Below are 25957 nucleotides of genomic sequence, written 5' to 3'. Positions count from 1 at the left end.
AAGGTAGCTGATGAGCTGATGGGTGTCTCCACCTCGTCCCCGGAAAAGGGGATTTCCGTCGTCACGGTCGACTTCCCGCCCGTGAACGCGCTGCCGGTGCGCGGCTGGTTCGAGCTGGCCGACGCCCTGCGCGCGGCGGGCCGCGACACCGAGGTCCGCTGTGTGGTGCTGGCCGCCGAGGGGCGGGGGTTCAACGCGGGCGTGGACATCAAGGAGATACAGGCGCAGGGCGGCAGCGCGCTGCTCGGCGCCAACCGCGGCTGCGCCGACGCCTTCGCCGCGGTGTACGAGTGCGAGGTGCCCGTGGTGGCGGAGGTGCACGGCTTCTGTCTGGGCGGCGGGATAGGCCTGGTGGGCAACGCTGACGCGATCGTGGCGAGCGAGGACGCGACCTTCGGCCTGCCCGAGCTGGACCGGGGCGCCCTGGGCGCGGCCACCCATCTGGCCCGGCTGGTGCCGCAGCATCTGATGCGCGCGCTGTACTACACCTCGCGCACGGCGACCGCGGCCGAGCTGCACCGGCACGGGTCGGTGTGGCGGGTCGTGCCGCGCGACGAACTGCGTGCCGCCGTCCTGGAGTTGGCCCGTTCGATCGCGAGCAAGGACGGGCAGCTGATCCGGCTCGCCAAGGCCGCGATCAACGGCATCGACCCCGTGGACGTGCGCCGCAGCTACCGCTTCGAGCAGGGCTTCACCTTCGAGGCGAACCTCGCGGGGGTGGGCGACCGGGTCCGGGACACGTTCGGAAGGGATCGGGAAGTCGGAAGGGATCAGGAAGGAGGGGGCGCAGGTGAGTGACAAGACGATGACGGCCGACGAGGTCGTCTCCCGGCTCCGGAGCGGGATGACCCTCGGCATCGGCGGATGGGGCTCGCGCCGCAAGCCGATGGCCCTGGTGAGAGCGCTGCTCCGCTCCGAGATCACGGACCTCACGATCGTGTCGTACGGCGGCCCGGACGTCGGGATGCTCGCCGCCGCGGGGCGGATCCGGGGGCTCGTCGCGGCCTTCGTGACGCTCGACTCGATCCCCTTGGAGCCGCACTACCGTGCCGCCCGGCAGAGCGGGGCCTTCGAGCTGACGGAGGTCGACGAGGCGATGTTCATGTGGGGGCTGCACGCCGCCGCGAACCGGCTGCCCTTCATGCCGGTCCGGGCGGGCATCGGCTCGGACGTCATGCGGGTCAACCCCGGCCTGCGGACGGTCACTTCGCCGTACGAGGACCCGTCGACCGGGATCCGGGAGACCTTCGTCGCCATGCCGGCCCTGCGCATGGACGCGGCACTCGTCCACGTCAACCGCGCGGACCGTTCGGGCAACGGCCAGTACCTGGGCCCGGACCCGTACTTCGACGACCTCTTCTGCGAGGCCGCGGACGATGCGTACGTCTCCTGCGAGCGGCTCGTGGACCGCTTCGACGACGCGGTACCGCAGACCCTCCTGGTCAACCGGCACTCGGTCACGGGAGTCGTCGAGACGCCCGGTGGCGCACACCCCACCTCCTGCGTCCCCGACCACGACCGCGACGAGCCCTTCCAGAAGCTGTACGCGACGACGCCGTGGCCCGAGTTCAGCGAGCGGTTCCTGTACGGGGACGAGAAGGCCTACCAGTCGGCCGCACAGGCCTGGCACGAGGAGCGGCGATGACGGACGCGACCAGCCCCTCCCCTGTCCCGCCCACCGGCGCCCCGCTCCCCCCGCCCGCCCGCACCCCTCTCCTCGCACCCACCCGCGCCGAGTACTGCGTGATCGCCTGCGCCGAGGCCTGGCGGGACAACGGCGAGGTGCTCGCCAGCCCCATGGGTGCAGTCCCCTCGGTCGGGGCCAGGCTCGCCCGGCGGACCTTCGCCCCGGATCTCCTGCTCACGGACGGCGAGGCGATGCTGGTCGGCCCGGACGGCACGCCCGAGGGCTGGCTGCCCTACCGCAGGCATCTCACGATGGTCACCGGCGGGCGTCGGCACGTGATGATGGGCGCGAGCCAGATCGACCGCTTCGGCAACCAGAACATCTCCTGCATCGGCGACTGGGAGCGGCCCGCGCGACAGCTGCTCGGGGTGCGGGGCGCGCCCGTCAACACCCTGAACAACCCGGTCAGTTACTGGGTGCCCAAGCACTCGACACGGGTCTTCGTCGAGAAGGTCGACATGATCAGCGGGGTGGGATACGACAGCGCGGCGGCGGCCGGTCCCACGGCGACCCGCTTCCACCGCATCCCCCGGGTCGTGTCGAACCTGGGAGTGTTCGACTTCGCGACCCCGGACCACTCGATGCGGCTCGCCTCGCTGCATCCGGGAGTGACGGTCGAGGAGATCCTGGCGGCGACCGGGTTCGAGCCGACGGTTCCCGACGAGGTCCCGTACACCCGCGAACCGACCCCGGCGGAGCTGGAGTTGATCCGCGAGGTCATCGACCCGCAGGGGCTGCGCGACCGTGAGGTCCCGGGCTGATGGAGACCGCGCTCACGAAACTGGCCGGCGTCCGGTACCCGATCGTGCAGACCGGGATGGGCTGGGTGGCGGGGCCGCGTCTGGTCTCCGCCTCGGCGAACGCGGGAGCGCTGGGCATCCTGGCCTCCGCGACGATGACCCTCGCCCAGTTGCGGGAGGCGGTCCGGGAGGTCAGGTCCCGTACGGACGCGCCGTTCGGTGTGAACCTGCGCGCGGACGCGGGGGACGCCCGCGACCGTGTCCGGCTGATCGTCGAGGAGGAGGTGAAGGTCGCCTCCTTCGCGCTCGCGCCCTCCCGTGAGCTGATCGCCGAACTCAAGGACGCGGGAGTCGTCGTCATCCCGTCGATCGGGGCCCGCCGTCACGCGGAGAAGGTCGCTGCCTGGGGCGCGGACGCGGTGATCGTGCAGGGCGGCGAGGGCGGCGGTCACACCGGCGAGGTGGCGACCACCGTGCTCCTCCCCCAGGTCGTGGACGCCGTGGACATACCGGTGATCGCGGCGGGCGGCTTCTTCGACGGCCGGGGTCTGGTCGCGGCACTCGCGTACGGCGCGGCGGGCATCGCCATGGGCACCCGCTTCCTCCTGACCTCCGACTCCACGGTCCCGGACGCGGTGAAGGCCCAGTACCTCGCGGCCACGGTGAAGGACGTGACGGTGACGACAGCCGTGGACGGCCTCCCCCACCGCATGCTCCGCACGGACCTCGTCAACTCCCTTGAGGAGGCGGGCCGCACGAGAACGCTGACCCGGGCGATACGCCGGGCCGCCCGCTTCCGAAAGCTCTCTGGCCTCACCTGGCCGCAACTGATCCGCGACGGCCTGGCGATGAAACACGGCAAGAACCTGACCTGGAGCCAGGTCCTCCTCGCCGCCAACACCCCGATGCTGCTGCGCGCCTCGATGGTCGAGGGCCGCACCGATCTGGGGGTGATGGCCTCGGGCCAGGTGGCGGGGCTGATCGAGGACCTGCCGTCGTGCGCGGAGCTGGTAGCTCGGGTGATGGCGGAGGCCCGGGAAACACTCCGCGCGCTCCCAGACCCCGGCTCACCATGAGCGCCCTTCTTTCAGGGGCGCGGAGCTGTGACACTCTGCGGCTCCGCCGCGTGGGCGCGACCAGCCACACCCCACCCGCACCCGCACCCGCACCCGCACCCGACCGAACAACCTAAAGCCGCTCAACAATCGTCACGTTCGCCTGGCCCCCGCCCTCACACATGGTCTGCAACCCGAACCGCCCCCCGGTCCGCTCCAGTTCATGCAGCAGCGTGGTCATCAGCTTCACCCCGGTCGCCCCCAACGGGTGCCCCAAGGCAATGGCGCCCCCGTTGACATTGACCTTGTCGGGATCCGCCCCGGTCTCCTTCAACCAGGCGAGCACCACAGGCGCGAACGCCTCGTTGATCTCGACGAGGTCGATGTCACCGATGGACATCCCGGCCTTCCTCAAGGCGTACGCGGTGGCCGGAATCGGCGCCGACAGCATCCGTATCGGATCCTCCCCCCGCACGGAAAGATGGTGAACCCGCGCCCGAGGCGTGAGCCCGTGCTCCCGCACGGCCCGCTCGGAGGCGAGGAGCATCGCGGCCGCGCCGTCGGAGACCTGGGAGGAACAGGCGGCGGTGATGGTGCCGCCCTCCACGACCGGCTTCAGCCCGGCCATCTTCTCCAGTGAGGTGTCCCGCCGCGGCCCCTCGTCGACCGTGACGTCCCCGAACGGCACGACCTCCCGCTCGAAACGTCCCTCGTCGATCGCCCGGATCGCCCGCTGATGCGACCGCAGGGCGAACTCCTCCTGGTCCCGCCGGCTGATCCCCCACTTCTCGGCGATCAGCTCGGCGCCGTAGAACTGGTTGACGGGCCGGTCCCCGTACCGCGCCCGCCACCCCTCGCTCCCCGCGAACGGCCCCTCCGTGAGCCCCAGCGGCTCCGCGGCCTGGCGGGAGGCGAAGGCGATGGGGATCTGAGTCATGTTCTGGACGCCGCCCGCGACCACCAGGTCCTGCGTGCCGGACAGAACACCCTGCGCGGCGAAGTGCACGGCCTGCTGCGAGGACCCGCACTGCCGGTCGATCGTCACCCCGGGCACCTCCTCGGGCAGCCCGGCCGCCAGCCAGCACGTCCGCGCGATGTCCCCCGCCTGCGGCCCGACGGTGTCCAGACACCCGAAGACGACGTCCTCGACCGCGGCCGGGTCGACCCCGGACCGCGCGACCAGGGCCTTCAGCACATGCGCGCCCAGGTCGGCGGGATGGACCCCGCCGAGACCGCCCTTCCGGCGCCCCACGGGCGTACGGACCGCTTCGACTATGTAGGCCTCGGCCATGACGACTCCTCGGGCTCCTCAGTGGGTCCAATTGGTTCGGCGGGTTCAGTGGGTTCAGTGGGTTCAGTGAGTTCAGTGGGTTACGTCCGTACGGCGATTCCGTCGAGGACCATCGACAGGTACTGCCGGGCGATCTCCTCCGGGCTGTGCTGTCCGCCGGGCCGGTACCAGGACGCGGCGACCCACACCGTGTCGCGCACGAACCGGTAGGTGAGCCGGATGTCCAGGTCGTCCCGGAAGACCTCGCCGGCCACTCCCCGCTCCAGCGTGGCCAGCCACGTCTTCTCGAATCTGCGCTGCGACTCGGCGAGGAACGCGAACCGCTCCTGCGCGACGAGGTGCCTGGACTCCCGCTGGTAGATCGCGACGGCCGCGCGGTGCCGGTCGATCTCCCGGAAGGACTCGGTGACCAGGGCCTCCAGCGTCTCGCGGGGGCCGAGCTCGGCCTCCAGGACGGTGTCGTACCCGTCCCACAGCTCGTCCATGAAGGTCCGCAGGATCTCCTCCAGCATCGATTCCTTGGAGTCGAAGTGGTAGTAGAGGCTGCCCGCGAGCATGCCCGCGTGGTCCGCGATCTTGCGGACGGTGGTGGCGTTGTAGCCCTGCTCGGCGAAGACCTCGGCGGCGGTGTCGAGAAGTTCGCGACGGCGGGCGGGCGCGGCGGTCACCTGGGGCTTCTTCTTCGTAGGAGGCACGGGCCCATTGTGGTCCTAGGCCCGCTGGCTGCTGACGGAGACCGATTCTCCGGTCATGTACGAGGAGTAGTCGGACGCCAGGAAGACGATCACGTTGGCGACCTCCCACGGCTCGGCGTACCTCCCGAAGGCCTCGCGTTCCGTCAGTTCCTCCAGCAGTTCGGGCGAGGTCACCTTCACCAGGTGCGGGTGCATGGCGAGACTGGGCGAGACCGCGTTGACGCGCACTCCGTGCTCCGCCGCCTCGATCGCCGCGCACCGGGTGAGCGCCATGACCCCCGCCTTCGCCGCCGCGTAGTGCGCCTGCCCTGCCTGGGCGCGCCAGCCGACGACGGAGGCGTTGTTGACGATCACGCCACCGTGCCCGCCCGCCCGGAAGGCCCGCAGCGCCGCTCGCGTGCACCGGAAGGTGCCGTTCAAGGTGACGTCGAGCACCTTCGACCACTGCTCGTCGCTCATGTCGACGAGGGCCGAAGTCCCGCCGAGACCGGCGTTGTTGACCACGATGTCGAGCCGCCCGTGCAGTCGCAGGGCGGCCTCGAAGAGCGCCTGCACCTGGGCCTCGTCGGTGACGTCGCACGCGAGCGCCGAGACGCCCTCGAACTCCCCGGCCAGCTCGGCCTCGAACTCTTTGAGTCGTCGCGCGTGCGCGTCGCTGATCAGCACGCGCGCGCCCTCCTCCAGGAAGCGGCGCGCGGTGGCCCCGCCGATGCCCGCGCCCGCGGCGGCGGTCACCACTGCGGTGCGCCCCTTCAGCAGCCCGTGCCCGGGCACGTATGCCGGACTCTCGACGCCTGTCATGACGCCACGCTAACCTACCAAACACTTGTTAGGGAAGGATCGCCGCTGATGGACCTCGACTTCACGGCCGACCAGGACGCCTTCCGCGCCGAGGCGCGCGCCTGGCTGCACGCGCACGTCCCGTCGCCGCCGCTGCCCTCCCTGGAGACCGAGGAGGGCTTCGCCGCACACCGCGCCTGGGAGGCCGAACTCGCCGCGGACCGCTGGTCGGTGGTGTCCTGGCCGGCCGCGTACGGCGGACGGGACGCGGGGCTTCTGCGGTGGCTGGTCTTCGAGGAGGAGTACTACGCGGCGGGCGCGCCGGGCCGGGTCGGCCAGAACGGCATCAACCTCCTCGCGCCGACCCTCTTCGACCACGGCACCGAGGAACAGCGGGCCCGGATCCTGCCGCCGATGGCCTCCGGCGAGGTCGTCTGGGCGCAGGCCTGGTCCGAACCCGAGGCCGGGTCCGACCTCGCCTCCCTCAGGTCCAGGGCGGTGCGCACGGACGGCGGCTGGCTGCTGAGCGGGCAGAAGACGTGGTCGTCGCGGGCCGCGTTCGCCGACCGCGCGTTCGGCCTGTTCCGCAGCGAGCCGGACACCCCGAAGCCCCACCAGGGCCTCACCTACCTGATGTTCGACCTGCGGGCGCCGGGCGTGACCGTCCGCCCGATCGGCCGCCTGGACGGCAAGCCGGCCTTCGCCGAACTCTTCCTGGACGACGTGTTCGTGCCGGACGAGGACGTGATCGGCGAGCCCGGCCGGGGCTGGCGGGTCGCCATGTCGACGGCGGGCAACGAGCGCGGTCTGACCCTCCGTTCCCCCGGCCGCTTCCTGGCCTCGGCCGACCGGCTGGCCGCGCTCTGGCGGGCGCGCGGCCGGGACCCGTTCACCCGGGACCGGGTGGCCGACGCGGTGATCGGCGCCCGCGCGTACCAGCTGTTCACGTACGCGGGCGCCTCCCGTTTCCTCGACGGCGAGCCCATCGGCCCGGAGTCCAGCCTGAACAAGGTCTTCTGGTCCGAGTACGACATCGCGCTGCACGAGACGGCGCTCGATCTCCTGGGCGGGGATGGGGAGTTGACGGACGCGGGCGGGGAGGAGCACGGCGGCTGGGCCGAGGGGTACGTCTTCTCCCTCGCCGGTCCCATCTACGCGGGCACGAACGAGATCCAGCGCGACATCATCGCCGAACGCCTTCTGGGCCTGCCGAAGGGACGCCGCTGATGCGATTCCTCCTGGACGACGAACAACGCGCCTTCGCCCACTCGCTGGACGCCCTGCTGACGGCGGCGGACACCCCGTCGGTCGTACGGTCGTGGGGCGCCGGTGACCATACGGCCGGGCGGGCCCTGTGGACCCGTATCGCCGACGCGGGAGTGTTCGCGCTTGCGGTCCCCGAGGCGTACGAGGGCGTCGGGCCGCTCCCCGTCGAACTGGCCGTCGCCTTCGTGGAGTTGGGGCGGCACGCGGTACCGGGCCCGCTCGTGGAGACGGTCGCGGCGGCCGCGCTGCTGACGGAACCGGGCCTGGCGAAGAGGTTCCTGCCGGGGCTGGCATCCGGAGAGACGATCGCGACGGTGGCCCTGAACGGCTCGTACGCGCTGGACGGAGACGCGGCCACCCTCCACCTCACGGTCGAGAGCGGCGAGGGAGGCCAGGGCGGCGAAGGCAGTGAGGGCGGTTCAGTCGGCAAGTTGAGGCTGGCCCAGGGGCACGGGCACGGGCCGGTCCGTACGTCCATGGATCCGGCCCGCCGTCTCACCCGGCTGGAGGAGGCGGGCGGCGAACTCCTCGCCACCGGCCCCCAAGTCGCCGCGGCCGCCGCCCACGCGCTGACCTGGGCCCGCCTCGCGACCGCCGCGCAGGCGCTCGGTGTGGGGCTGACCCTGCTCGACAGGACCGTGGCGTACGTCAAGCAGCGCAGCCAGTTCGGCGTCCCCATAGGCTCGTTCCAGGCGGTCAAGCACCGACTGGCCGACGCCAAGATCGCGTTGGAGTTCGCGCGCCCGCTCCTCTTCGGCGCGGCTCTGACCATGGACCCGGCCGACGTGACCGCCGCCAAGGTCACGGCCTGCGAGGCGGCGTACAGGACCGCCCGTACCGCGCTGCAACTGCACGGTGCGATCGGCTACACCGCGGAGTACGACCTGTCGCTGTGGCTGACCAGGGCTCGCGCGCTGCGCACCGCTTGGGGCACACCTGGGGAGTGCCGCGAGCTGGTCCTCGAGTAGCCGAGCCCCGAAGCAGTTGGGCCCCCAGCGGTTGCGTGCTCAGTGGTGGTGGTCGTCGCTGCTCGTGAGTTCGCGGTACTCCTCGACGGTCGGCTTGGGAATGTGCGCGTTCTGCCCGTACATGGCCTGGGCGAGCCGAGCCCGTAGCCGCTGGGACGGCTTGACCTTCCGCTCGACGCCGTTCGCGTCGACGAGCGGGCCCACGTCGTAGGGCGGGTCCTGCTCGTGCTGGGTGAGGGTGAACCGCTGGGCCGGGGTGAGGGGTTCGTGCACCTCGACGAACTCGCCGTGCGGCAACCGCTTGATGACGCCGGACTCCCTGCCGTGCAGCACCTTGTCGCGGTCGCTGCGCTGGAGCCCCATGCAGACGCGTCGGGTGATGACGAAGGCCATCACCGGGACCACGAAGAAGGCGATCCGCACGAACCAGGTGATCGAGTTGATCGACAGATGCAGATGCGTGGCGACGATGTCGTTGCCGCCGCCGATCAGCAGTACGCCGTACAGACTCAGCCAGGCGACGCCTAGCCCCGTGCGCGTGGGGACGTTGCGGGGCCGGTCCAGGATGTGGTGCTCGCGTTTGTCCCCGGTGATCCACGCCTCGATGAACGGGTAGACGGCGATCGCCACCATGATCAGCGGGAAGAGGGTGAAGGGGATGAAGACGCCCAGCTGCAGGGTGTGGCCCCAGGCGTTGATCTCCCATCCCGGCATCACCCGGATCAGCCCTTCGGAGAAGCCGAGATACCAGTCGGGCTGGGCGCCTGTGGTGACCAGATCGGAACGATAGGGCCCGAAGGCCCACACGGGGTTGATCGTCGCGATCGCGCCCATCATCGACAGCACGCCGAAGACCAGGAAGAAGAAGCCGCCGGCCTTGGCCATGTAGATCGGCATGAACGGCATGCCCACCACGGACTTCTGGTCGCGGCCGGGCCCGGGGTACTGGGTGTGCTTGTGGTAGAAGACCAGGATCAGATGGGCGACGACCAGGCCGAGCATGATCCCGGGCAGCAGGAGGACGTGGATCGGGTACAGCCTGGCGATGATGTCGTGTCCCGGGAACTCCCCTCCGAAGAGGAAGAACGCGAGGTACGTGCCCACGATCGGCACGGACAGGATCGCGCCCTGCGCGAAGCGGAGGCCGGTGCCGGAGAGCAGGTCGTCGGGGAGCGAGTAGCCGGTCAGGCCGGTGATGATGCCGAGGAACAGCAGGGTCCAGCCGAACAGCCAGTTCAGCTCGCGCGGCTTGCGGAAGGCGCCCGTGAAGAACACGCGCATCATGTGCACGAGCATTCCGGCGACGAACACGATCGCGGCCCAGTGGTGGATCTGCCGGATCAGCAGTCCGCCGCGCACGTCGAAGCTGATGTCGAGGGTGGACTCGTACGCCCTGGTCATGATGATGCCGTTGAGGGGTTCGTACGAGCCGTTGTAGACGACCTCGGCGGCGCTGGGCTCGAAGAAGAGGGTGAGGTAGACGCCGGTGAGGATCAGGACGAGGAAGCTGTAGAGGCAGACCTCGCCCAGCATGAAGGACCAGTGGTCCGGGAACACCTTGCGCATCTGGGTCTTGGCAAGCGAGTAGACCCCGAGCCGTCCGTCGGCCCAGTCCGCCACCTTCTCGCCCTTGCCCGTCTGTGCCGCTCGCCCGTTGCTCCGCGCGTCCATTCGTGGCCCTCCCCATAGGCTCAGTTCAGAGTGTCACGGGGTTCCGCGAAGCCAAAGGGGTTGTGCGGGTCCACGATTCGGCTGCGGCCCGGTGGGGGTTGCTCGCGCAGTTCCCCGCGCCCCTGAGAACGACGTGGCTGGGGCCGTGGGTCGGCCGCGCCCCGTCAGGGGCGCGGGGCTGTATCGATGTGCGGCTCCGCCGCGTGGGCGCGACCAGCCCCCGCCGGCCCGCAGCGAGCCCACCGGCTCAGGCACCGCGTGTCACTCGACGATCCCCGCCGCCCGCGCCGCCGACAGCCACCGTGGGAACTCGCCCAGCAACCGGTCGTACAGCTCACCGTCGGAGACACCCCGGCGGGGGTCCGAACCGGCGTGGAAGAAGCCGGCGTTGTCCACGACCCGCTTCCCCGGAACGGCCAGGTCGTCGAGCCGGCGCAGGAAGTCGAACTGTTTGCTGGACGGGTCACCGAAGCCGATGAACTGCCAGAACAGAGGAAGCTTCGCCGCCTTGCACAGGTACCGCTCCGCGGCGAGCTTGTTGATCGGACCGCCGTCGGTCTGGAAGACGACGAGGGCGGGGTCCTTGGAACCACTGTCGAGGTAGTGGTCGATGACGGCGTCCATCGCCAGGTGGTAGCTCGTCTTGCCCATGTGCCCGAGCCCGGCGACGATCCGCTCCACACGCCCCGCGTGACTGTCGAGCGCGATGTCGGTCACGGCGTCGACGTCCGTGGAGAAGAAGACGACAGGCACGGTCCCGTCGTCGTCGAAGTGTGCGCTCAGACCGAGCACACGGTCCGCGAGCGCCTGCACGCTGCCGTCGGCGTAGTACGGCTTCATCGATCCCGAGTAGTCGACGACGAGATAGACAGCGGCCCGCTGCCCGCTCAGCCCGTGCTTGGTGAGGGAGACCCCCGCGCTCTTGTAGAGGCTGACCAGCGCGGGCGCGGTCTCCTCCACCTTGGTGAGGCTGATCCCGGCCATGCGGGCTCCTTCCGGCCATGATCCGACCGGGTGAGCCTAACCGGCCGCCCGCTCCCGGAACGCCGGCAGCTCGAAGAGCCGCCTCCTGGCCCCGTCGCCCATCAACTCCACCAGCGGAAAGACCAGTTCCCACAGATCTTCCTTCTCGACACCGACGGCCAGCGCGTCGAGGTCGGGATCGGAGAGCGCCCCCGCGGCCTTCGCGACGATCCGCCGGGCGGTCGGCGGCAGTGCCGCCACCATCGGGAGGAACTCCGCCCACAGCCCGGTCGCCACCACCCCGCGGACGAGCCCGTCGAGCACCGCGCGGTCCCGCAGCGCGGGCAGCGCGGCGACGGCCCGCAGCTCGTCCTCGTCGAGCGCGGCCACGATCGGCAGGAGCGACTCCCACAGGTTCTGCTCGGCGGTGGTGCGGACGAGGGAGTCGAGGCGGGCCTCGGGCTGGGCGGCGGTGAGGGAGGCGATCCTGGCCCGCTGCTCACCGGACACCATGCTCGCGACGGCCATGGCCTCCGGCCACAGCCCGCCGTCGGCGGCGGACGCGATGACCGACGACACGCGCGCCTCGCCCAGCAGCTCGACGATGCGGCCGAGCCGTTCGGGATGGTCGATGACGAAGCCGGTGAGCAGCAGGGTCGCGTCGTCGAGCCGCGGCAGGATCCGCAGCAGCGCGGAGTCCCGCAGATGCCCGACGAACCGGCCCATCGTGAGGTGGTCGCGGCGGTCGGCGAGGACGAGGGCGATCCGTACGACGATGTCGTCGTCCAGTCTGCCCATGATCCCGGCGATCCGGCGCGGGTCGACGTGGTGGCAGCAGCGGGCCGTGAACTCGGGCGGCAGCCGCTCGATGATGTCGGCGGCGCGGCCCGGTTCGAGGCGTCCGGCGAGGGCTGCGGCCAGCTGCGGCCCGAGTGCCTTCTGCGAGATGCCCGCTGCGATGCCCGCGGGCAGCAGCTTCGTCTTCGCGGCGATGCGGTCGAGGATCCGGGGGGCGTCGTCGAAGAGCGCGGCGACGGATCTCTCGCGGAAGGCGCGCACGTCCTCGACTGGCAGTTCTTCGAGGAACGCCAGCTGCCGTGGTTCGACGTCCAGCAGGCGGGCGAGCTTCAGGATCTCGGCCCTGCTGCGCAGTGTGTCCATGCGGGAGGGGTCTCCTGGCTAACGGAACAGCATCCGGCGGAGGGGTTCCCTGGTCAGGGCGGGTACGAGGGTCAGCGCGTCCTCGACGGCCTCGTTCAGCCCGGATGCCCGGCGCTCCCGTGCCCGGCGCAGTGCCCGCGTGAGGGTCCGGACCTGTGCGTCGTCCAGCGCTCCGAAGCCCTCCGGCGGTGGAGCGGCCAACTCCGCCCGCAGCAGCGCCAGTTCCTCCGCGCTCACAGGTCCTCCCCCGACGCTCACTGGTTTCTCCACCCGATGCGGCACGGCACTCCGGGCCGATCGTACTCTTTGCCCATGAAACGCGCTGGCCGTCTGATGTTCGTCGCCGTCCCTCTCGTCGCGGTGACGGTGTACGTCGCCGTGCCCGACCAGAAGGCCGACGACGGGCCCTCCGACAGCCGGAGCTCCTCCCCGTCGGCCTCCTCCGGGTCGGCCGCCGCCGACCTGGACTCCCCGGAGAAGAAGGAGCTGGCCCAGCGGATCGTGTCGAGTGCCGAGAACTCCAGCCTCGACTGGCGCGCCCAGTACGACTACATCGAGGACATAGGCGACGGCCGCGGCTACACCGCCGGGATCATCGGCTTCACCACCGGCACGCACGACCTGCTCACGCTGGTCGAGCTGTACACCGAGTCCCATCCGGACAACGCCCTGGAGCCGTACCTCCCGGCCCTCCGCTCCGTCGACGGCTCGGACTCCCACGAGGGCCTGGACCCCGGTTTCACCGCCGCCTGGAAGGAGGAGGCACAGAAGGCTGCCTTCAAGCGCGTCCAGGACTCGCAACGCGACCGCGTCTACTTCGACCCGGCGGTCCGCCTAGCCAAGCGTGACGGTCTGGGCGCCCTCGGCCAGTTCATCTACTACGACGCCATGGTCATGCACGGCCCCGGCGACCCCGGCTTCCACGGCATCCGCGAGCGCGCCATGTCCGAGGCCGACACCCCCGCGGAGGGCGGCGACGAGCAGAGCTATCTCGACATCTTCCTGGACACCCGCCGCGCGACCATGAAGTCCGAGAAACGCGACACGACCCGCGTGGACACGGCCCAGCGGAGATTCCTGTACGCCGGAAACCTGGACCTCCGCACTCCGCTGGAGTGGAAGGTGTACGACGTGACCTACCGCGTGCCCTGACCGGCACCAACCCACCACGGAAACGGGCCACTTCTGGAATCATGTCGCTGTTCGGCGCCGGTCGGCGAGGGGGTACCGAGTGAGGTCCGGGGGACACGATGCACGGTGAGTTCCAAGGACGGCGCCGGGCGCTGCTGATCGGCGTGACGGCGACTCCGTTCCTGGCCGACGATCCGTTGCTCGGCGAGGAGTTCGACACGCTGGACTGCGCGGAGCGCGATGTCGCGCTCGTGTCGGAGGCTCTGGATCTGTCCGGCTACACGGTCACCGAGCACCACGCGGGCCGCGTCTCCGAACTCAAACTGGGCAAGAACGGGCTCAAGGGCGAACTGCACCGCTTCTTCGTCTCGTGCGAACCGGGCGACACGGCGTTCGTCTACATCTCCTGCCACGGGGTCACGCTGGGCGGCCGTGACTTCCTGCTGGCGGCGGACGCACAACCGGGCGATCCACGCTCCGACGGGACCCCCACGCTTCTCATGGACTCGCTACTCGGGGCCGACCCGGTGGGACTGCAACTGAGCGGCCTGAAGAAGGGGGTCACCGCGGTCATCTGCCTGGACACGTGCCGGACGGCGGACGTCCTGCCGGACGAGGAGGTCTCGACAGGAGTGCGGGCACCCGCTCAGGACGTGGTGTGGCTCTACAGCTGCGGTCCCGGACAGCGTGCGTACGCCGACCGGGAGAACGGCAGCTGGTTCGCCCAGGGGTTGGCGCAGGCACTGTCGCCCGACAGTCCGCCGACGACGTTCGGTGACGTCATGCGGCACACCGAGCGGGAGATGCGCCGGCTGGCCGGTGACGAACCGGTCGATCCGCCCACCGTCAAACATCTCGCCCCGCACGGGCGGATCGTGGACACCCTCGAACTGTGCAAGGGGTTCAAGGAGCCGCTCCCCTGGGCCGAGATGGTCACAAAGTCCGCGCTGTGGGAGCACACTTCGGGCGGCGAGGCGGTGCACGCCCGCGTCAAGGCCGGACTCACGGAACTGGTGGAACGCGTCGGGCGGAACCTTCGAGGCGCGGGCGCGCACGAGAACGATCCGTGGCGGGATCCGACGTATCCGGCCCGCTTCGAGCGCAGGCTCGTCGGCCTGGTCGAGCGTGCCCGGCTCAGGGAACTGCGGGCACTACTGTCTCCGGCCGAGACAGCGGTGCTGCTCGCCGCACCCCTGGTGTACGAGGACGTCACCGCCGTCGCCCTGGAGGATCTGCGGCAGGTCCTGGACCGGCACCGACCGGACGGAGCCGAGCCCGACGAGCACCTCGACGCACACGCACAGCTGGTCGCCGCTGCCGTCGAGGACGTACGCCGAGCCCACGTACAGGTGCAGGGCACCTTGGAGACCCTGCGGGCGCGCGGTCTCGCCCCGCAGGCCGAGGCCGCCGAGCACTGGATCCGCCATCGCTTCATCGCGGACTGGGACCCTCTGTGGGAGCGCACCGGGGGGTACGAGTCCGTCAACACCCTCCTCTCCGGGCTGGCCCGGGTCATCGCCGACTCCGCCGAACCTCTGCCGCCCGGGCGGGCGTCCGAGCAGTCGCTGCGACTCATCGACCGCCAAATCCGCCAGGTATTGGGCCACTTGACCGTGGAACCGGGTGACCGCCCCCGAATCAACGACTCCGACAGCGACAGTTGGAGCAGATACGACCCGGTTCCGGGCGGGAAGTGGCGCGGCCAGGAACTCGCTCAGCTGCTGTGGACGGCGGGGCTGCTGTCGGCCGATCCGCGCCGGATGTCCAGCGTGCTCGTCAGCCATCTCGGAGCGCACGAACGGCTCGATCCGCAGACGGTGGTCGACGCGTTGTCCGAGGAGTTCGACTTCGCGGCCGTCGGTGACCTCAGCGCCGACGCGTACGGCCTGGATGTCCGCTTCCACTGCCCGCATCCCGCGCTGCACGCGGCCGTCGAGGAACTCGCGGGCCGGGCCAATGCGGCGGCGGCCTCGATCCGCAGCCGCTGGAGGGAGCAGCGCTCCAGTCCGCCGTCGCTGCTGCGGGGTCTGCCCGAACGCATAACCGCCGGCCAGCTGGTGCCCGAACCCGGGCAGTACACAGTCCCGTTGGAACGCTTTCGTCTCGCCGAGGACGAGATCCGGCCCCTGCTGATGGGCGCGCAGCTGTACGGCGACAAGATGCTGGCCGTCCGCGAGCTGTACCAGAACGCGCTGGACGCCTGTCGGCTGAGGGACATGCGCGACCAGTACGGCCGGTCCCAGGGCGAGGCCACGGAGGACTGGAACGGCGAGATCACCTTCACGCAGCGCTGGGACGAGAAGGGGCTCTACATCCAGTGCGAGGACAACGGCACGGGGATGAGCCGCACCAAGCTCACCTCAATGTTCGCCCGCGCGGGAAAACGCTATGAGCAGGACCCCGAGTTCACGCAGGAACGACGCGAGTGGCGGCGTGCCGGCCTCAAGCCGATCGCGCTCAACTCCCGTTTCGGAATCGGCGTGTTCAGCTACTTCATGCTCGCCGAGGAGGTCGTGGTCCTCACCGCCCCGGTCAACCGCCACGGTCTGCGGAAGTCCCTCGACCAGGCCTCGCGCGCCGACATCCAGTCCGGCTCGGGTCTGCTGAGCATCACCACGGGCAAGGGCGCACCCGCCCACGGCGGCACCAAGGTCCGGCTCTACCTCGCCCTGACCGAGGATGAACAGCCGCCGTCCCTCGTGGAGACCCTCCAGTCGCAGTTGTGGGTGAGCGACTACAAGGTGACGGCGGTGGAGTACGCGAAGGACGACCCGGAACGGGAGGTCCGGAGCCGGTCCTGGACACCTGGCAAGCTGAAGGCCACGGCGGACTGGCGCGGCCATGCGGTCCACGCGGAAGGCACCGACGTCTGGCTCGTCCAGGGCGAAGGACAGCTGCTCCTCGACGGAGTGGTGATCGAGGACGCTCCCCACATGTACGGATGCGTCGTCAATCTCCGGGAACGACACCGGCCGGTACCGAGCGTGGACCGCAACGACCTCCTGTCGCACGACGAGGACGCCGTGCAGATGGAAGTGCTCGCCGCGGTGCCCAAGGCCGCGACCCAGTGGAGGGAGGTGTCGCTGCGGCGTCTGTGGCAGCTCGCCCAGGAGGAGCCGCCTTTGGCGGTGGCGGTCCTCGACGCCCTATCCCCAGAGGTGACGGCGACCCTGGAACCGGCCGGCGATGACGTCCGCCTGCTGCGCGGGCGACTGCCGTTGACGCCGACGGGCTGTCTGCCGATGGATCAGCAGCTTGTCTCCTCGGCACACGATCTGGAGCTGCTGGGAAATAGCCGCCTGTACGAGAACGAGCTGTTCCGCCAGTGGCGGATGGCAAGGCTGGAGCATGCTCCACTCGCTGATCACGAGTTCTCACCACCCGGATATCCCGTCGCGACAGGGCTGGACTCACTGCTCTTCGTCGACACCCCGTCCCAGGAATGGGCATGGGCTCCTGTGGTGAAAGCCGCAGCCATGGCGAGGCTCCCCGTGAGAGCCGCGGTCAAGGCACTACGCCGGTATGCCATCACGGGTGTGTACGTCCCCGCGGCCACCGACATCCGCTCCCAGCTCGCCCTCGAACTCTCGCCCGCCGCAGCCGATCTCTACATCGCCTATCGCGACATCCTGCAGCCTCCTGACAAAGGTGCCGCGGTGCACGCACCACTGCTGGTCATCTCCGAGGAGTACAACCTCCCGCTGGTCGACTGTCTTCCTCTGCTGGATCAGCTCCGAGGGCTCGACCCCGAACTCCCTCCGCTCCCGGAGCTGGACGAATCCGTCGCCGCGGAGCGCTTCACCTACGACGAAGCGCGAATACTGGCCGGCGACGGGGGTTCCGACTGGCTTCCGTCAAGGAGATGGAACGCCGGCGCGATGTCGATCACGCATCTCAAGGATCGCGTCGAAAACATCTTCGTCAACTCTTCGCTGGACGCCGCGGCACTGCTGGCCCGCATCCGTCGTCTGGCTCCCCTCGGCTTCTCCGTATGGGGAGGGGGAGAACCGGAGGCGGCGCCAGGTGACCAGGGCTCTCTGACCGCGGCCGACCATCTGCTCCTGGCAGTCAGGACCGGCCAAGGGAATCCGTGGCTGGACAAGCGTCTGGCCCTCCCGCAAATGCTGCTCGCCTCGTCACGACTCGGAATATCACTGGGCGAGGCAGCACGACTCCTCACCGAGTCATCCTCCGTCACCGCTGTTCGCGCTCCCGACGTCCCCGCGGAAGCCGCCGCCTGGACCCCGCCGTACTGGGTCATCCGTGTCATGGAGCAATGGCCGGAACCAAAGAAGGCGTTCGGGCCCTGGGAACTCATCGACGCCTACCTCTATCAGCACCAGAACCGGACACCACGAGGCGTCGCGGAATTCCGGGAGGCTGCGACGGCACTTGACGCCTGCGGTCTCCTCACGACCGCCCCGTCCTGCGATCACGATTCACTGATACGGCAGGCGATGGATTCATCTCTCGACATCGGCGCGTTTGGATACGAGGGTTCCGCGTTGGACACGGCTCCCGTCTCCCTCGCCTACTGCCTGTCACTCATCAGCAGAACCGGCACCCTGGACGAGGTCCTGGACCAGCTGGAAACCGCGGAGACACACCTGCCCCTACACCTTCCTGAGGTGACGGCGGAGGCCCGTTCGCTGCAATGCAGCATCCACGACCGGCATGCGCTTCTCAACACAGGAACGCTCATCGGCGAAGTCCCCACATTCCGTCGCCTGACGATCCAGGACCTCCTCGAACACGCCAATGACAACGGCGGCACGCTCTCCCAGTCGGTCCACCATCTCTCCCGCTTCACCGCCATCGGCGCCCCGCCCCTGCCCGGCGACTTTACCGGCCCCGACGCCGAGGCCCTCGCCGACTTCGAGCCCGACCGATTCGACCTCGCGGCCTTCGATCCCGGGCTGCTGGGCCCCGGCACACTCGGCCCTCTCGAACTGGTCCTGGTGGCAGGCCGTTTCGGCTGGACGCTGAAGCGGACGTACGACCGATACGCCCCCTTCCGCTGTCTCGGCCTGGACGTCGAGGCCGGCGAACCCACGCGGCACGAGGCCGGGCTGACTCCCACCTGGTACGACGTGGTCATCCTCACCGAGCAGCTGACCGGGCGGACACCAGCCCTGTCCGGAGCCGTCACGGCGGACCACATCGCCCTCTGCGCGGAGGAGACGGACCTGTCGGAGGCCGAGGTACGCGAGCGCCTGGAACGGTACGCCGCTCTCTTCCAGCTCCACCTCCCGCCCGAGGAAGGCCAGGAAGACAGTTGAGCCCTCTCAACCCGTACGACACTGTCCCGCACCACACCACCCCGGTCGTCTTCCAGTGGACGCACGCTGTCTCGGAGGGCAGGGAGCTGCACGAAGCGACCGGCGTGTGCCCCGAGTGCGGCTGTGTGATGACCAAGCGCTACACGACCGGGCAGTACGCCCAGACCAAAGGCGGTTTCCTCGGCCGCCGCAAAGGGCCGGGCCCGAGGCCCTTCAGCACCCTGTGCCAGTGCACCTCCCTGCATACGGACCGTCCTGAAGACGTTCAGGTCGGCTGCGGCGCTCGTATCACCATCGCCTCCTGGCTGGACGGTGCCTCGCAATGACGTACACACGGGCAGAGCTGGACGACGCGGACCGTCGCCTCGACGAGATGTTCGGTTCGGAGCGGCAGCTGGCAGCCGCACTCCACCAGGCCGAGGGCTACCGCAACTTCGTGGCCTCGCTCACCGGTCTGCTCACCGCCGTGTTCGTGCTCAAGGGGCAGGAGGATCTGAGCAAGCTGGATACTGGCCCGCGCTGGGCGGTCGTATCGCTCCTCATCACCGGATTCCTGGCGCTCATCGTCGCTTCGTGGCTCGGTGTGGTCGCCGTGCACGGGCGCCCTGGCGAGGAGTTCTACGGCGAGCCGAACCGTCTCCTGGACTACGAAGCCGGGCGCACCCGGCGCATCTGGGTGCTCGTCGAGTGGTCACGGTGGCTCGCCCTCACCGGTGTCCTCGCGGTGGCGGCCGCTGTGATCGTCACCTGGGCAGCGCCAGGCAAATAGCCGAGACAAGTGGGCCCGCGGAACCCCGGACGCACCACGGCGCCCACCATCGTCCGGTCGGGGACAAAGGGCAGGCGCCGCGCTCAGTTCCGTACGCCGTTGTACGGGACGTCTGTTGGGTGGAGCGTCAGGCCATGAGGGATCAGACCATCAGGGAACGGTCCGTGGGGCGGATCGGAGCCGGCAGTTCGCTCTCCCCGGTCAGGAAGCGGTCGACCCCGCGGGCGGCCGAGCGGCCCTCCGCGATGGCCCACACGATGAGGGACTGGCCACGTCCGGCGTCACCGGCGACATACACGCCGGGGACGTTGGTCGCGAAGTCGGCGTCGCGGGCGATGTTGCCGCGCTCGTCGAGGTCGAGGCCGAACTGGGAGACCAGGCCGTTCTCCTGGTCGGTGCCCGTGAAGCCCATGGCGAGGGTGACCAGCTGGGCGGGGATCTTGCGCTCGGTGCCCGACTGCTGCGTCAGCTTGCCGTCCACGAACTCGACCTCGACGAGGTGCAGCCACTGCACGTTGCCGTCCTCGTCGCCCTCGAAGTGGGTGGTGGAGACGGAGTAGACCCGCTCGCCGCCCTCCTCGTGCGCGGAGGTGACCTTGTAGAGCATGGGGAACGTCGGCCAGGGCTGGCCGGGGTTCCGGTCCTCGCCCGGTCGCGGCATGATCTCCAGCTGCGTGACGGAGGCCGCGCCCTGGCGGTGGGCGGTGCCCACGCAGTCCGCGCCCGTGTCGCCGCCGCCGATGACGACGACGTGCTTGCCCTCGGCGGTGATCGGGGGCGCCACGTAGTCGCCCTCCTGCACCTTGTTGGCGAGCGGCAGGTACTCCATCGCGAAGTGGATGCCGTTCAGCTCGCGCCCGGGGGCCGGCAGGTCGCGGGAGACGGTCGCGCCGGCCGCGATGACCACGGCGTCGTACCGCTTGCGCAGGTCCGTCGCCTTGAGGTCACGGCCGATCTCGATGCCCGTACGGAAGCGGGTGCCCTCCGCGCGCATCTGCTCGATGCGGCGGTTGATGTGCCGCTTCTCCATCTTGAACTCGGGGATGCCGTAGCGCAGGAGGCCGCCGACGCGGTCGGCGCGCTCGTAGACCGCCACGGTGTGGCCGGCCCGGGTGAGCTGCTGCGCGGCGGCGAGGCCGGCCGGGCCGGAGCCGATGACCGCGACCGTCTTTCCGGAGAGCCGCTCGGGGGCCTGGGGCTCGACGTCGCCGCTGTCCCACGCCTTGTCGATGATCGAGACCTCGACGTTCTTGATGGTCACGGCGGGCTGGTTGATGCCGAGGACGCACGCCGACTCGCACGGGGCGGGGCACAGCCGGCCCGTGAACTCCGGGAAGTTGTTCGTGGCGTGCAGGCGCTCCGAGGCGGCGGACCAGTCCTCGCGGTACGCGTAGTCGTTCCACTCGGGGATGAGGTTCCCGAGCGGACAGCCGTTGTGGCAGAACGGGATGCCGCAGTCCATGCAGCGCGAGGCCTGCGTGGGGATGATGGGGAGCAGCGAGCCCGGAACGTAGACCTCGTTCCAGTCCTTGAGACGCACGTCCACCGGACGGGTCCTGGCGACCTCGCGGCCGTGGTTGAGAAAGCCCTTGGGATCAGCCATTGGTCGCCGCCTCCATCATCTTCTCGGTGATCTCGGTCTCGGTGAGACCGGCTCGCTCGGCGGCGTCCTTGGCGGCGAGCACTGCCTTGTACGTACTGGGGATGATCTTGCTGAAGCGGTCCACCGACACGGCCCACTCGGCGAGGAGCTTCTCGGCGACCGTGGAGCCGGTCTCCTCGGCGTGGCGGCGCACGACGTCGTGCAGCCACTGCTTGTCGGTGTCGTCGAGCTCCTCGACCGCGCCGATGTTGCCGACGTTGACGTTGTCGCGGTTCAGGTCGATGACGTACGCGATGCCGCCCGACATACCGGCCGCGAAGTTGCGGCCCGTCTCGCCGAGGACGACCGCGTGACCGCCGGTCATGTACTCGCAGCCGTGGTCGCCCACGCCCTCGGAGACCACCGTCGCGCCGGAGTTGCGGACGCAGAAGCGCTCGCCGGTACGGCCCCGGAGGAACAGCTCGCCGCCGGTCGCGCCGTACGCGATGGTGTTGCCCGCGATCGTCGAGAACTCGGCGAGGTGGTCGGCGCCCCGGTCGGGACGGACGATCACCCGGCCGCCGGAGAGGCCCTTGCCGACGTAGTCGTTGGCGTCGCCCTCAAGGCGCAGCGTCACACCGCGCGGCAGGAAGGCGCCGAAGGACTGGCCGGCCGACCCGGTGAAGGTGATGTCGATGGTGTCGTCGGGCAGACCCGCGCCGCCGAACTTCTTCGTCACCTCGTGGCCGAGCATGGTGCCGACCGTGCGGTTGATGTTGCGGATGGCGACCTGGGCGCGCACCGGCTGCGCACCGGTCGCGGAGTCCGCGGCCAGCGCGTCGGCGGCGAGCTTGATCAGCTCGTTGTCGAGCGCCTTCTCCAGACCGTGGTCCTGCTCGATGACCTGGTGGCGCGGGGTGCCCTCGGGCAGCTCCGGCACGTAGAAGAGCGGGGACAGGTCCAGGCCCTGCGCCTTCCAGTGGGTGACCGCCCGCTCCACGTCGAGGTGCTCGGCGTGGCCGACGGCCTCCTCGATCGTGCGGAAGCCCAGCTCGGCGAGGATCTCGCGGACCTCCTCGGCGATGAACTCGAAGAAGTTCACGACGTACTCGGCCTTGCCGGCGTACCGGTCGCGCAGCACCGGGTTCTGCGTGGCGATGCCGACCGGGCAGGTGTCCAGGTGGCAGACGCGCATCATGACGCAGCCGGAGACGACGAGCGGCGCGGTCGCGAAGCCGAACTCCTCGGCGCCCAGCATCGCGGCGATGACGACGTCACGGCCGGTCTTCAGCTGGCCGTCTGTCTGTACGACGATGCGGTCGCGCAGGCCGTTGAGCAGCAGGGTCTGCTGAGTCTCGGCGAGGCCGAGCTCCCAGGGTCCACCGGCGTGCTTGAGGGAGGTCAGGGGCGAAGCACCCGTACCGCCGTCGTGGCCGGAGATGAGGACGACGTCCGCGTGCGCCTTGGACACACCCGCGGCGACCGTGCCGACGCCGACCTCGGAGACCAGCTTCACGTGGATCCGCGCCTGCGGGTTCGCGTTCTTCAGGTCGTGGATCAGCTGGGCGAGGTCTTCGATGGAGTAGATGTCGTGGTGCGGCGGCGGGGAGATCAGACCGACACCCGGGGTGGAGTGACGGGTCTTGGCGACCCACGGGTAGACCTTGTGGCCGGGCAGTTGGCCGCCCTCGCCGGGCTTGGCGCCCTGGGCCATCTTGATCTGGATGTCGTCCGCGTTGACCAGGTACTCGGAGGTCACACCGAAGCGGCCGGAGGCGACCTGCTTGATGCTGGACCGGCGCGCCGGGTCGTACAGACGGTCCGCGTCCTCGCCGCCCTCACCGGTGTTGGACTTGCCGCCCAGCTGGTTCATGGCGATGGCGAGCGTCTCGTGGGCTTCCTTGGAGATGGAGCCGTAGGACATGGCGCCGGTGGAGAAGCGCTTGACGATCTCGCTCGCCGGCTCGACCTCGTCGATGGAGATCGGCTCGCGGCCGGACTTGAAGCCGAACAGGCCGCGGAGCGTCATCAGCCGCTCGGACTGCTCGTTCACGCGGTCCGTGTACTTCTTGAAGATGTCGTAGCGGCGGGTGCGCGTGGAGTGCTGGAGGCGGAAGACCGTCTCCGGGTCGAACAGGTGCGGCTCGCCCTCGCGGCGCCACTGGTACTCGCCGCCTATGTCGAGGGCACGGTGCGCGGGCGCGATGCCGCTGGCCGGGTACGCCTTCGCGTGGCGGGCGGCGACCTCCTTGGCGATGACGTCGATGCCGACGCCGCCGATCTTGGTGTCCGTGCCGATGAAGTACTTCTGGACGAAGGCCGTGTCGAGACCGACGGCCTCGAAGACCTGGGCACCGCGGTAGGAGGCGACGGTCGAGATGCCCATCTTGGACATGACCTTGAGGACGCCCTTGCCGAGCGCGTAGATCAGGTTGCGGATGGCCTGCTCGGACTCCATGCCGGGGAGGAACGTTCCCGCCCGGACGAGGTCCTCGACGGACTCCATCGCGAGGTACGGGTTGACGGCCGCGGCGCCGAATCCGATGAGGAGGGCCACGTGGTGGACCTCGCGGACGTCGCCGGCCTCGACCAGCAGGCCCACCTGGGTGCGCTGCTTGGTGCGGATGAGGTGGTGGTGGACGGCCGCGGTGAGCAGCAGCGAGGGGATCGGCGCGTGCTCGGCGTCGGAGTGACGGTCCGAGAGGACGATCAGGCGGGCGCCGTTCTCTATGGCGGCGTCGGCCTCGGTGCAGATCTCCTCGATGCGCGCGGCGAGCGAGTCGCCGCCGCCGGAGACCCGGTACAGGCCGGACAACGTCGCGGCCTTCATGCCCGGCATGTCGCCGTCGGCGTTGATGTGGATGAGCTTGGCCAGCTCGTCGTTGTCGATCACCGGGAAGGGCAGGGTGACGCTGCGACAGGACGCGGCGGTCGGCTCCAGGAGGTTGCTCGCGGGGCCGAGGGACGAGCGCAGCGAGGTGACGAGCTCCTCGCGGATGGCGTCCAGCGGCGGGTTGGTGACCTGCGCGAACAGCTGGGTGAAGTAGTCGAAGAGCAGCCGCGGGCGCTCGGACAGGGCCGCGATCGGCGAGTCCGTGCCCATGGAGCCGAGGGGCTCGCCGCCGGACTTGGCCATCGGCGCGAGGATGACGCGCAGCTCTTCCTCGGTGTAGCCGAAGGTCTGCTGGCGGCGGGTGACGGAGGCGTGCGTGTGCACGATGTGCTCACGCTCCGGGAGGTCCTCCAGCTCGATCTCGCCGGCCTCCAGCCACTCCGCGTACGGGTTCTCGGCGGCGAGACCGGCCTTGATCTCGTCGTCCTCGATGATGCGGTGCTCGACGGTGTCGACGAGGAACATGCGGCCCGGCTGCAGGCGGCCCTTGCGGACGACCTTCGCGGGGTCGATGTCGAGGACGCCGACCTCGGAGCCGAGGACGACGAGGCCGTCGTCGGTGACCCAGTAGCGGCCGGGGCGCAGACCGTTGCGGTCCAGTACGGCGCCGACCTGCTTGCCGTCGGTGAAGGTGACACACGCCGGGCCGTCCCAGGGCTCCATCATCGTGGAGTGGAACTGGTAGAAGGCGCGGCGGGCCGGGTCCATGGAGTCGTGGTTCTCCCACGCCTCCGGGATCATCATCAGCACGGAGTGCGGGAGGGAACGGCCGCCCAGGTGCAGGAGTTCGAGCACCTCGTCGAAGGACGCGGAGTCGGAGGCCTCGGGCGTGCAGATCGGGAAGACGCGGTCGAGGCCCTTGTCGCCGAACAGGTCGGAGACGAGCTGGGACTCGCGGGCCACCATCCAGTTGCGGTTGCCCTTGACCGTGTTGATCTCGCCGTTGTGCGCGACGAAGCGGTACGGGTGGGCGAGCGGCCAGCTCGGGAAGGTGTTCGTGGAGAACCGGGAGTGCACGAGCGCGATCGCGGAGGCGAAGCGACGGTCGGACAGGTCCGGGAAGAAGGGCTCCAGCTGGCCGGTGGTCAGCATGCCCTTGTAGACGATGGTCCGGGCGGAGAGCGACGGGAAGTACACGTCGGCCTCGCGCTCGGCGCGCTTGCGCAGCACGAACGCCCTGCGGTCGAGATCGATGCCCTGGCTGGAACCGTCCGACACGAAGATCTGACGGAACAGGGGCATCGTCGAGCGGGCGGTGGCGCCGAGGAGTTCGGGGGCGGTCGGGACCTCGCGCCAGCCGAGGACCGTCAGACCCTCTTCGGCGGCGATCGTCTCGATCCGTGAGACGGCCTCGGTGGCGGTGTCCTCCGGAAGGAAGGCGATACCGACCGCGTACGAGCCCGCCTCGGGCAGCTCGAATTCGGCCACCTCACGGAAGAAGGTGTCGGGCACCTGGGAGAGGATTCCGGCCCCGTCGCCGGAGTCGGGCTCCGAACCGGTCGCGCCGCGGTGCTCCAGATTGCGGAGCACGGTCAGCGCCTGCTCGACCAGCGCATGGCTCGCCTCACCGGTGAGGGTGGCCACAAAGCCGACGCCACAGGCGTCGTGCTCGTTGCGCGGGTCGTACATCCCCTGCGCGGCAGGGCGAGCATCCATGAAGGACCAGTTCTGGCCATTCGCGGAGTGCTGGGACGGCTGGCGCGGCGTACGCATCGGCTCTCCCGTCGTCGTCGTGGCATATGCAAGTGCCGAGGGACGACGTTGGCCCTCTGCGAAAGGTGCAAAATTTCGTGCAGGTTACATGATGGAGCCGTTCTCGGGAACCGGATACGGCGTTCCAACATGCGGACACCGCGGGTCGCGGCGGAGGCCGCTCGTGGCGGCTGAACAAGGGGACCTTTTCGGACAGATCAATGACCGTCGGCCCGATCGCGGCAGGCAACGTCGCCCAACGCTCCAATTGCCGTGCAGGCCTCATTGCCCGCAGCGCTTACGGCTCATGCCCAGTGGTTAAGGATTCGAAACC

The 25957-nt window shown here is 69.8% G+C and carries 19 protein-coding genes; 10 read left to right on the top strand and 9 right to left on the bottom strand.

The window, feature by feature from the left end; all coding sequences use genetic code 11:
• Positions 1-18 precede the first annotated feature (18 nt).
• The 4 genes from OG718_RS39075 to OG718_RS39060 are packed head-to-tail and all read left to right on the top strand — an operon-like array spanning position 19 to position 3503.
• Positions 19-798, top strand: a complete 780-nt coding sequence (locus OG718_RS39075; protein WP_306940524.1) for an enoyl-CoA hydratase family protein — start codon at positions 19-21, stop codon at positions 796-798.
• Positions 791-1645, top strand: a complete 855-nt coding sequence (locus OG718_RS39070; RefSeq protein ID WP_143637704.1) for a CoA transferase subunit A — start codon at positions 791-793, stop codon at positions 1643-1645. Before OG718_RS39075 ends, OG718_RS39070 begins: the two co-directional genes overlap by 8 nt.
• Entirely contained in the window at positions 1642-2448 is an 807-nt protein-coding gene (locus tag OG718_RS39065) for a CoA-transferase subunit beta (RefSeq protein WP_143637706.1), read from the top strand. The genes OG718_RS39070 and OG718_RS39065 overlap by 4 nt, the downstream gene beginning before the upstream one ends.
• Positions 2448-3503, top strand: coding sequence for an NAD(P)H-dependent flavin oxidoreductase (locus OG718_RS39060; protein WP_306940521.1), 1056 nt, complete (start codon positions 2448-2450; stop codon positions 3501-3503). Before OG718_RS39065 ends, OG718_RS39060 begins: the two co-directional genes overlap by 1 nt.
• A 112-nt stretch (positions 3504-3615) precedes the next feature.
• On the opposite strand, the gene OG718_RS39055 is transcribed toward OG718_RS39060, so the two are convergent.
• The 3 genes from OG718_RS39055 to OG718_RS39045 all read right to left on the bottom strand — a co-directional run bounded on the left by OG718_RS39055 (position 3616) and on the right by OG718_RS39045 (position 6269).
• Complete coding sequence (locus tag OG718_RS39055) at positions 3616-4773, bottom strand: acetyl-CoA C-acetyltransferase (protein ID WP_328846406.1); 1158 nt, start codon at positions 4771-4773, stop codon at positions 3616-3618.
• Between the two features lie 80 nt (positions 4774-4853).
• Complete coding sequence (locus tag OG718_RS39050) at positions 4854-5468, bottom strand: TetR/AcrR family transcriptional regulator (RefSeq protein ID WP_143637711.1); 615 nt, start codon at positions 5466-5468, stop codon at positions 4854-4856.
• A 15-nt stretch (positions 5469-5483) separates the two neighbouring features.
• The gene (locus tag OG718_RS39045; protein ID WP_143637712.1) at positions 5484-6269 is read right to left on the bottom strand and encodes an SDR family oxidoreductase; all 786 of its coding nucleotides are present in this window, start codon (positions 6267-6269) and stop codon (positions 5484-5486) included.
• 48 nt (positions 6270-6317) lie between these two features.
• Between OG718_RS39045 and OG718_RS39040 the strand changes: the two genes are divergently transcribed.
• Together OG718_RS39040 and OG718_RS39035 are read left to right on the top strand one after the other, a co-directional pair.
• Positions 6318-7475 carry an acyl-CoA dehydrogenase family protein gene (locus tag OG718_RS39040; RefSeq protein WP_328846405.1) on the top strand — a complete coding sequence of 386 codons (1158 nt, stop codon included), beginning with the start codon at positions 6318-6320 and terminating at the stop codon, positions 7473-7475.
• Complete coding sequence (locus OG718_RS39035; RefSeq protein WP_328846404.1) at positions 7475-8482, top strand: acyl-CoA dehydrogenase family protein; 1008 nt, start codon at positions 7475-7477, stop codon at positions 8480-8482. The genes OG718_RS39040 and OG718_RS39035 overlap by 1 nt, the downstream gene beginning before the upstream one ends.
• 39 nt (positions 8483-8521) lie before the next feature.
• Here OG718_RS39035 and qcrB read toward each other — a convergent pair whose 3' ends face one another.
• The 4 genes from qcrB to OG718_RS39015 form a co-directional block, all read right to left on the bottom strand.
• On the bottom strand, positions 8522-10153 hold the full coding sequence (gene qcrB, locus OG718_RS39030) for a cytochrome bc1 complex cytochrome b subunit (protein WP_143637717.1): 1632 nt from the start codon (positions 10151-10153) through the stop codon (positions 8522-8524).
• 261 nt (positions 10154-10414) lie between these two features.
• Entirely contained in the window at positions 10415-11137 is a 723-nt protein-coding gene (locus OG718_RS39025; RefSeq protein ID WP_143637719.1) for a vWA domain-containing protein, read from the bottom strand.
• 36 nt (positions 11138-11173) lie between these two features.
• Positions 11174-12277, bottom strand: coding sequence for a hypothetical protein (locus OG718_RS39020; RefSeq protein WP_143637720.1), 1104 nt, complete (start codon positions 12275-12277; stop codon positions 11174-11176).
• Between the two features lie 18 nt (positions 12278-12295).
• On the bottom strand, positions 12296-12514 hold the full coding sequence (locus OG718_RS39015; RefSeq protein ID WP_143637722.1) for a hypothetical protein: 219 nt from the start codon (positions 12512-12514) through the stop codon (positions 12296-12298).
• A gap of 75 nt (positions 12515-12589) precedes the next feature.
• Between OG718_RS39015 and OG718_RS39010 the strand changes: the two genes are divergently transcribed.
• From OG718_RS39010 to OG718_RS38995, 4 genes are all read left to right on the top strand, one after another.
• A complete protein-coding gene (locus OG718_RS39010) occupies positions 12590-13429 on the top strand; it encodes a chitosanase (RefSeq protein ID WP_328846403.1) in 840 nt (279 codons plus the stop codon).
• A 98-nt stretch (positions 13430-13527) separates the two neighbouring features.
• Positions 13528-18687, top strand: a complete 5160-nt coding sequence (locus tag OG718_RS39005) for an HD domain-containing protein (protein ID WP_328846402.1) — start codon at positions 13528-13530, stop codon at positions 18685-18687.
• Positions 18684-19013: a hypothetical protein gene (locus tag OG718_RS39000; RefSeq protein WP_328846401.1), complete on the top strand. Its 330-nt coding sequence runs from the start codon at positions 18684-18686 to the stop codon at positions 19011-19013. Before OG718_RS39005 ends, OG718_RS39000 begins: the two co-directional genes overlap by 4 nt.
• Complete coding sequence (locus OG718_RS38995) at positions 19010-19456, top strand: hypothetical protein (protein ID WP_328846400.1); 447 nt, start codon at positions 19010-19012, stop codon at positions 19454-19456. Before OG718_RS39000 ends, OG718_RS38995 begins: the two co-directional genes overlap by 4 nt.
• Positions 19457-19598: 142 nt before the next feature.
• Here OG718_RS38995 and OG718_RS38990 read toward each other — a convergent pair whose 3' ends face one another.
• Positions 19599-21059 carry a glutamate synthase subunit beta gene (locus OG718_RS38990; RefSeq protein WP_143637726.1) on the bottom strand — a complete coding sequence of 487 codons (1461 nt, stop codon included), beginning with the start codon at positions 21057-21059 and terminating at the stop codon, positions 19599-19601.
• Positions 21052-25644, bottom strand: coding sequence for a glutamate synthase large subunit (gene gltB / locus OG718_RS38985; protein WP_143637728.1), 4593 nt, complete (start codon positions 25642-25644; stop codon positions 21052-21054). The genes OG718_RS38990 and gltB overlap by 8 nt, the downstream gene beginning before the upstream one ends.
• Positions 25645-25957: the final 313 nt, after the last annotated feature.

It is taken from the genome of Streptomyces sp. NBC_00258 (assembly GCF_036182465.1).
GTDB lineage: Bacteria > Actinomycetota > Actinomycetes > Streptomycetales > Streptomycetaceae > Streptomyces.
Note: the sequence above shows the minus strand (reverse complement) of the source record. Positions and strands in the feature narration are given on the sequence as shown.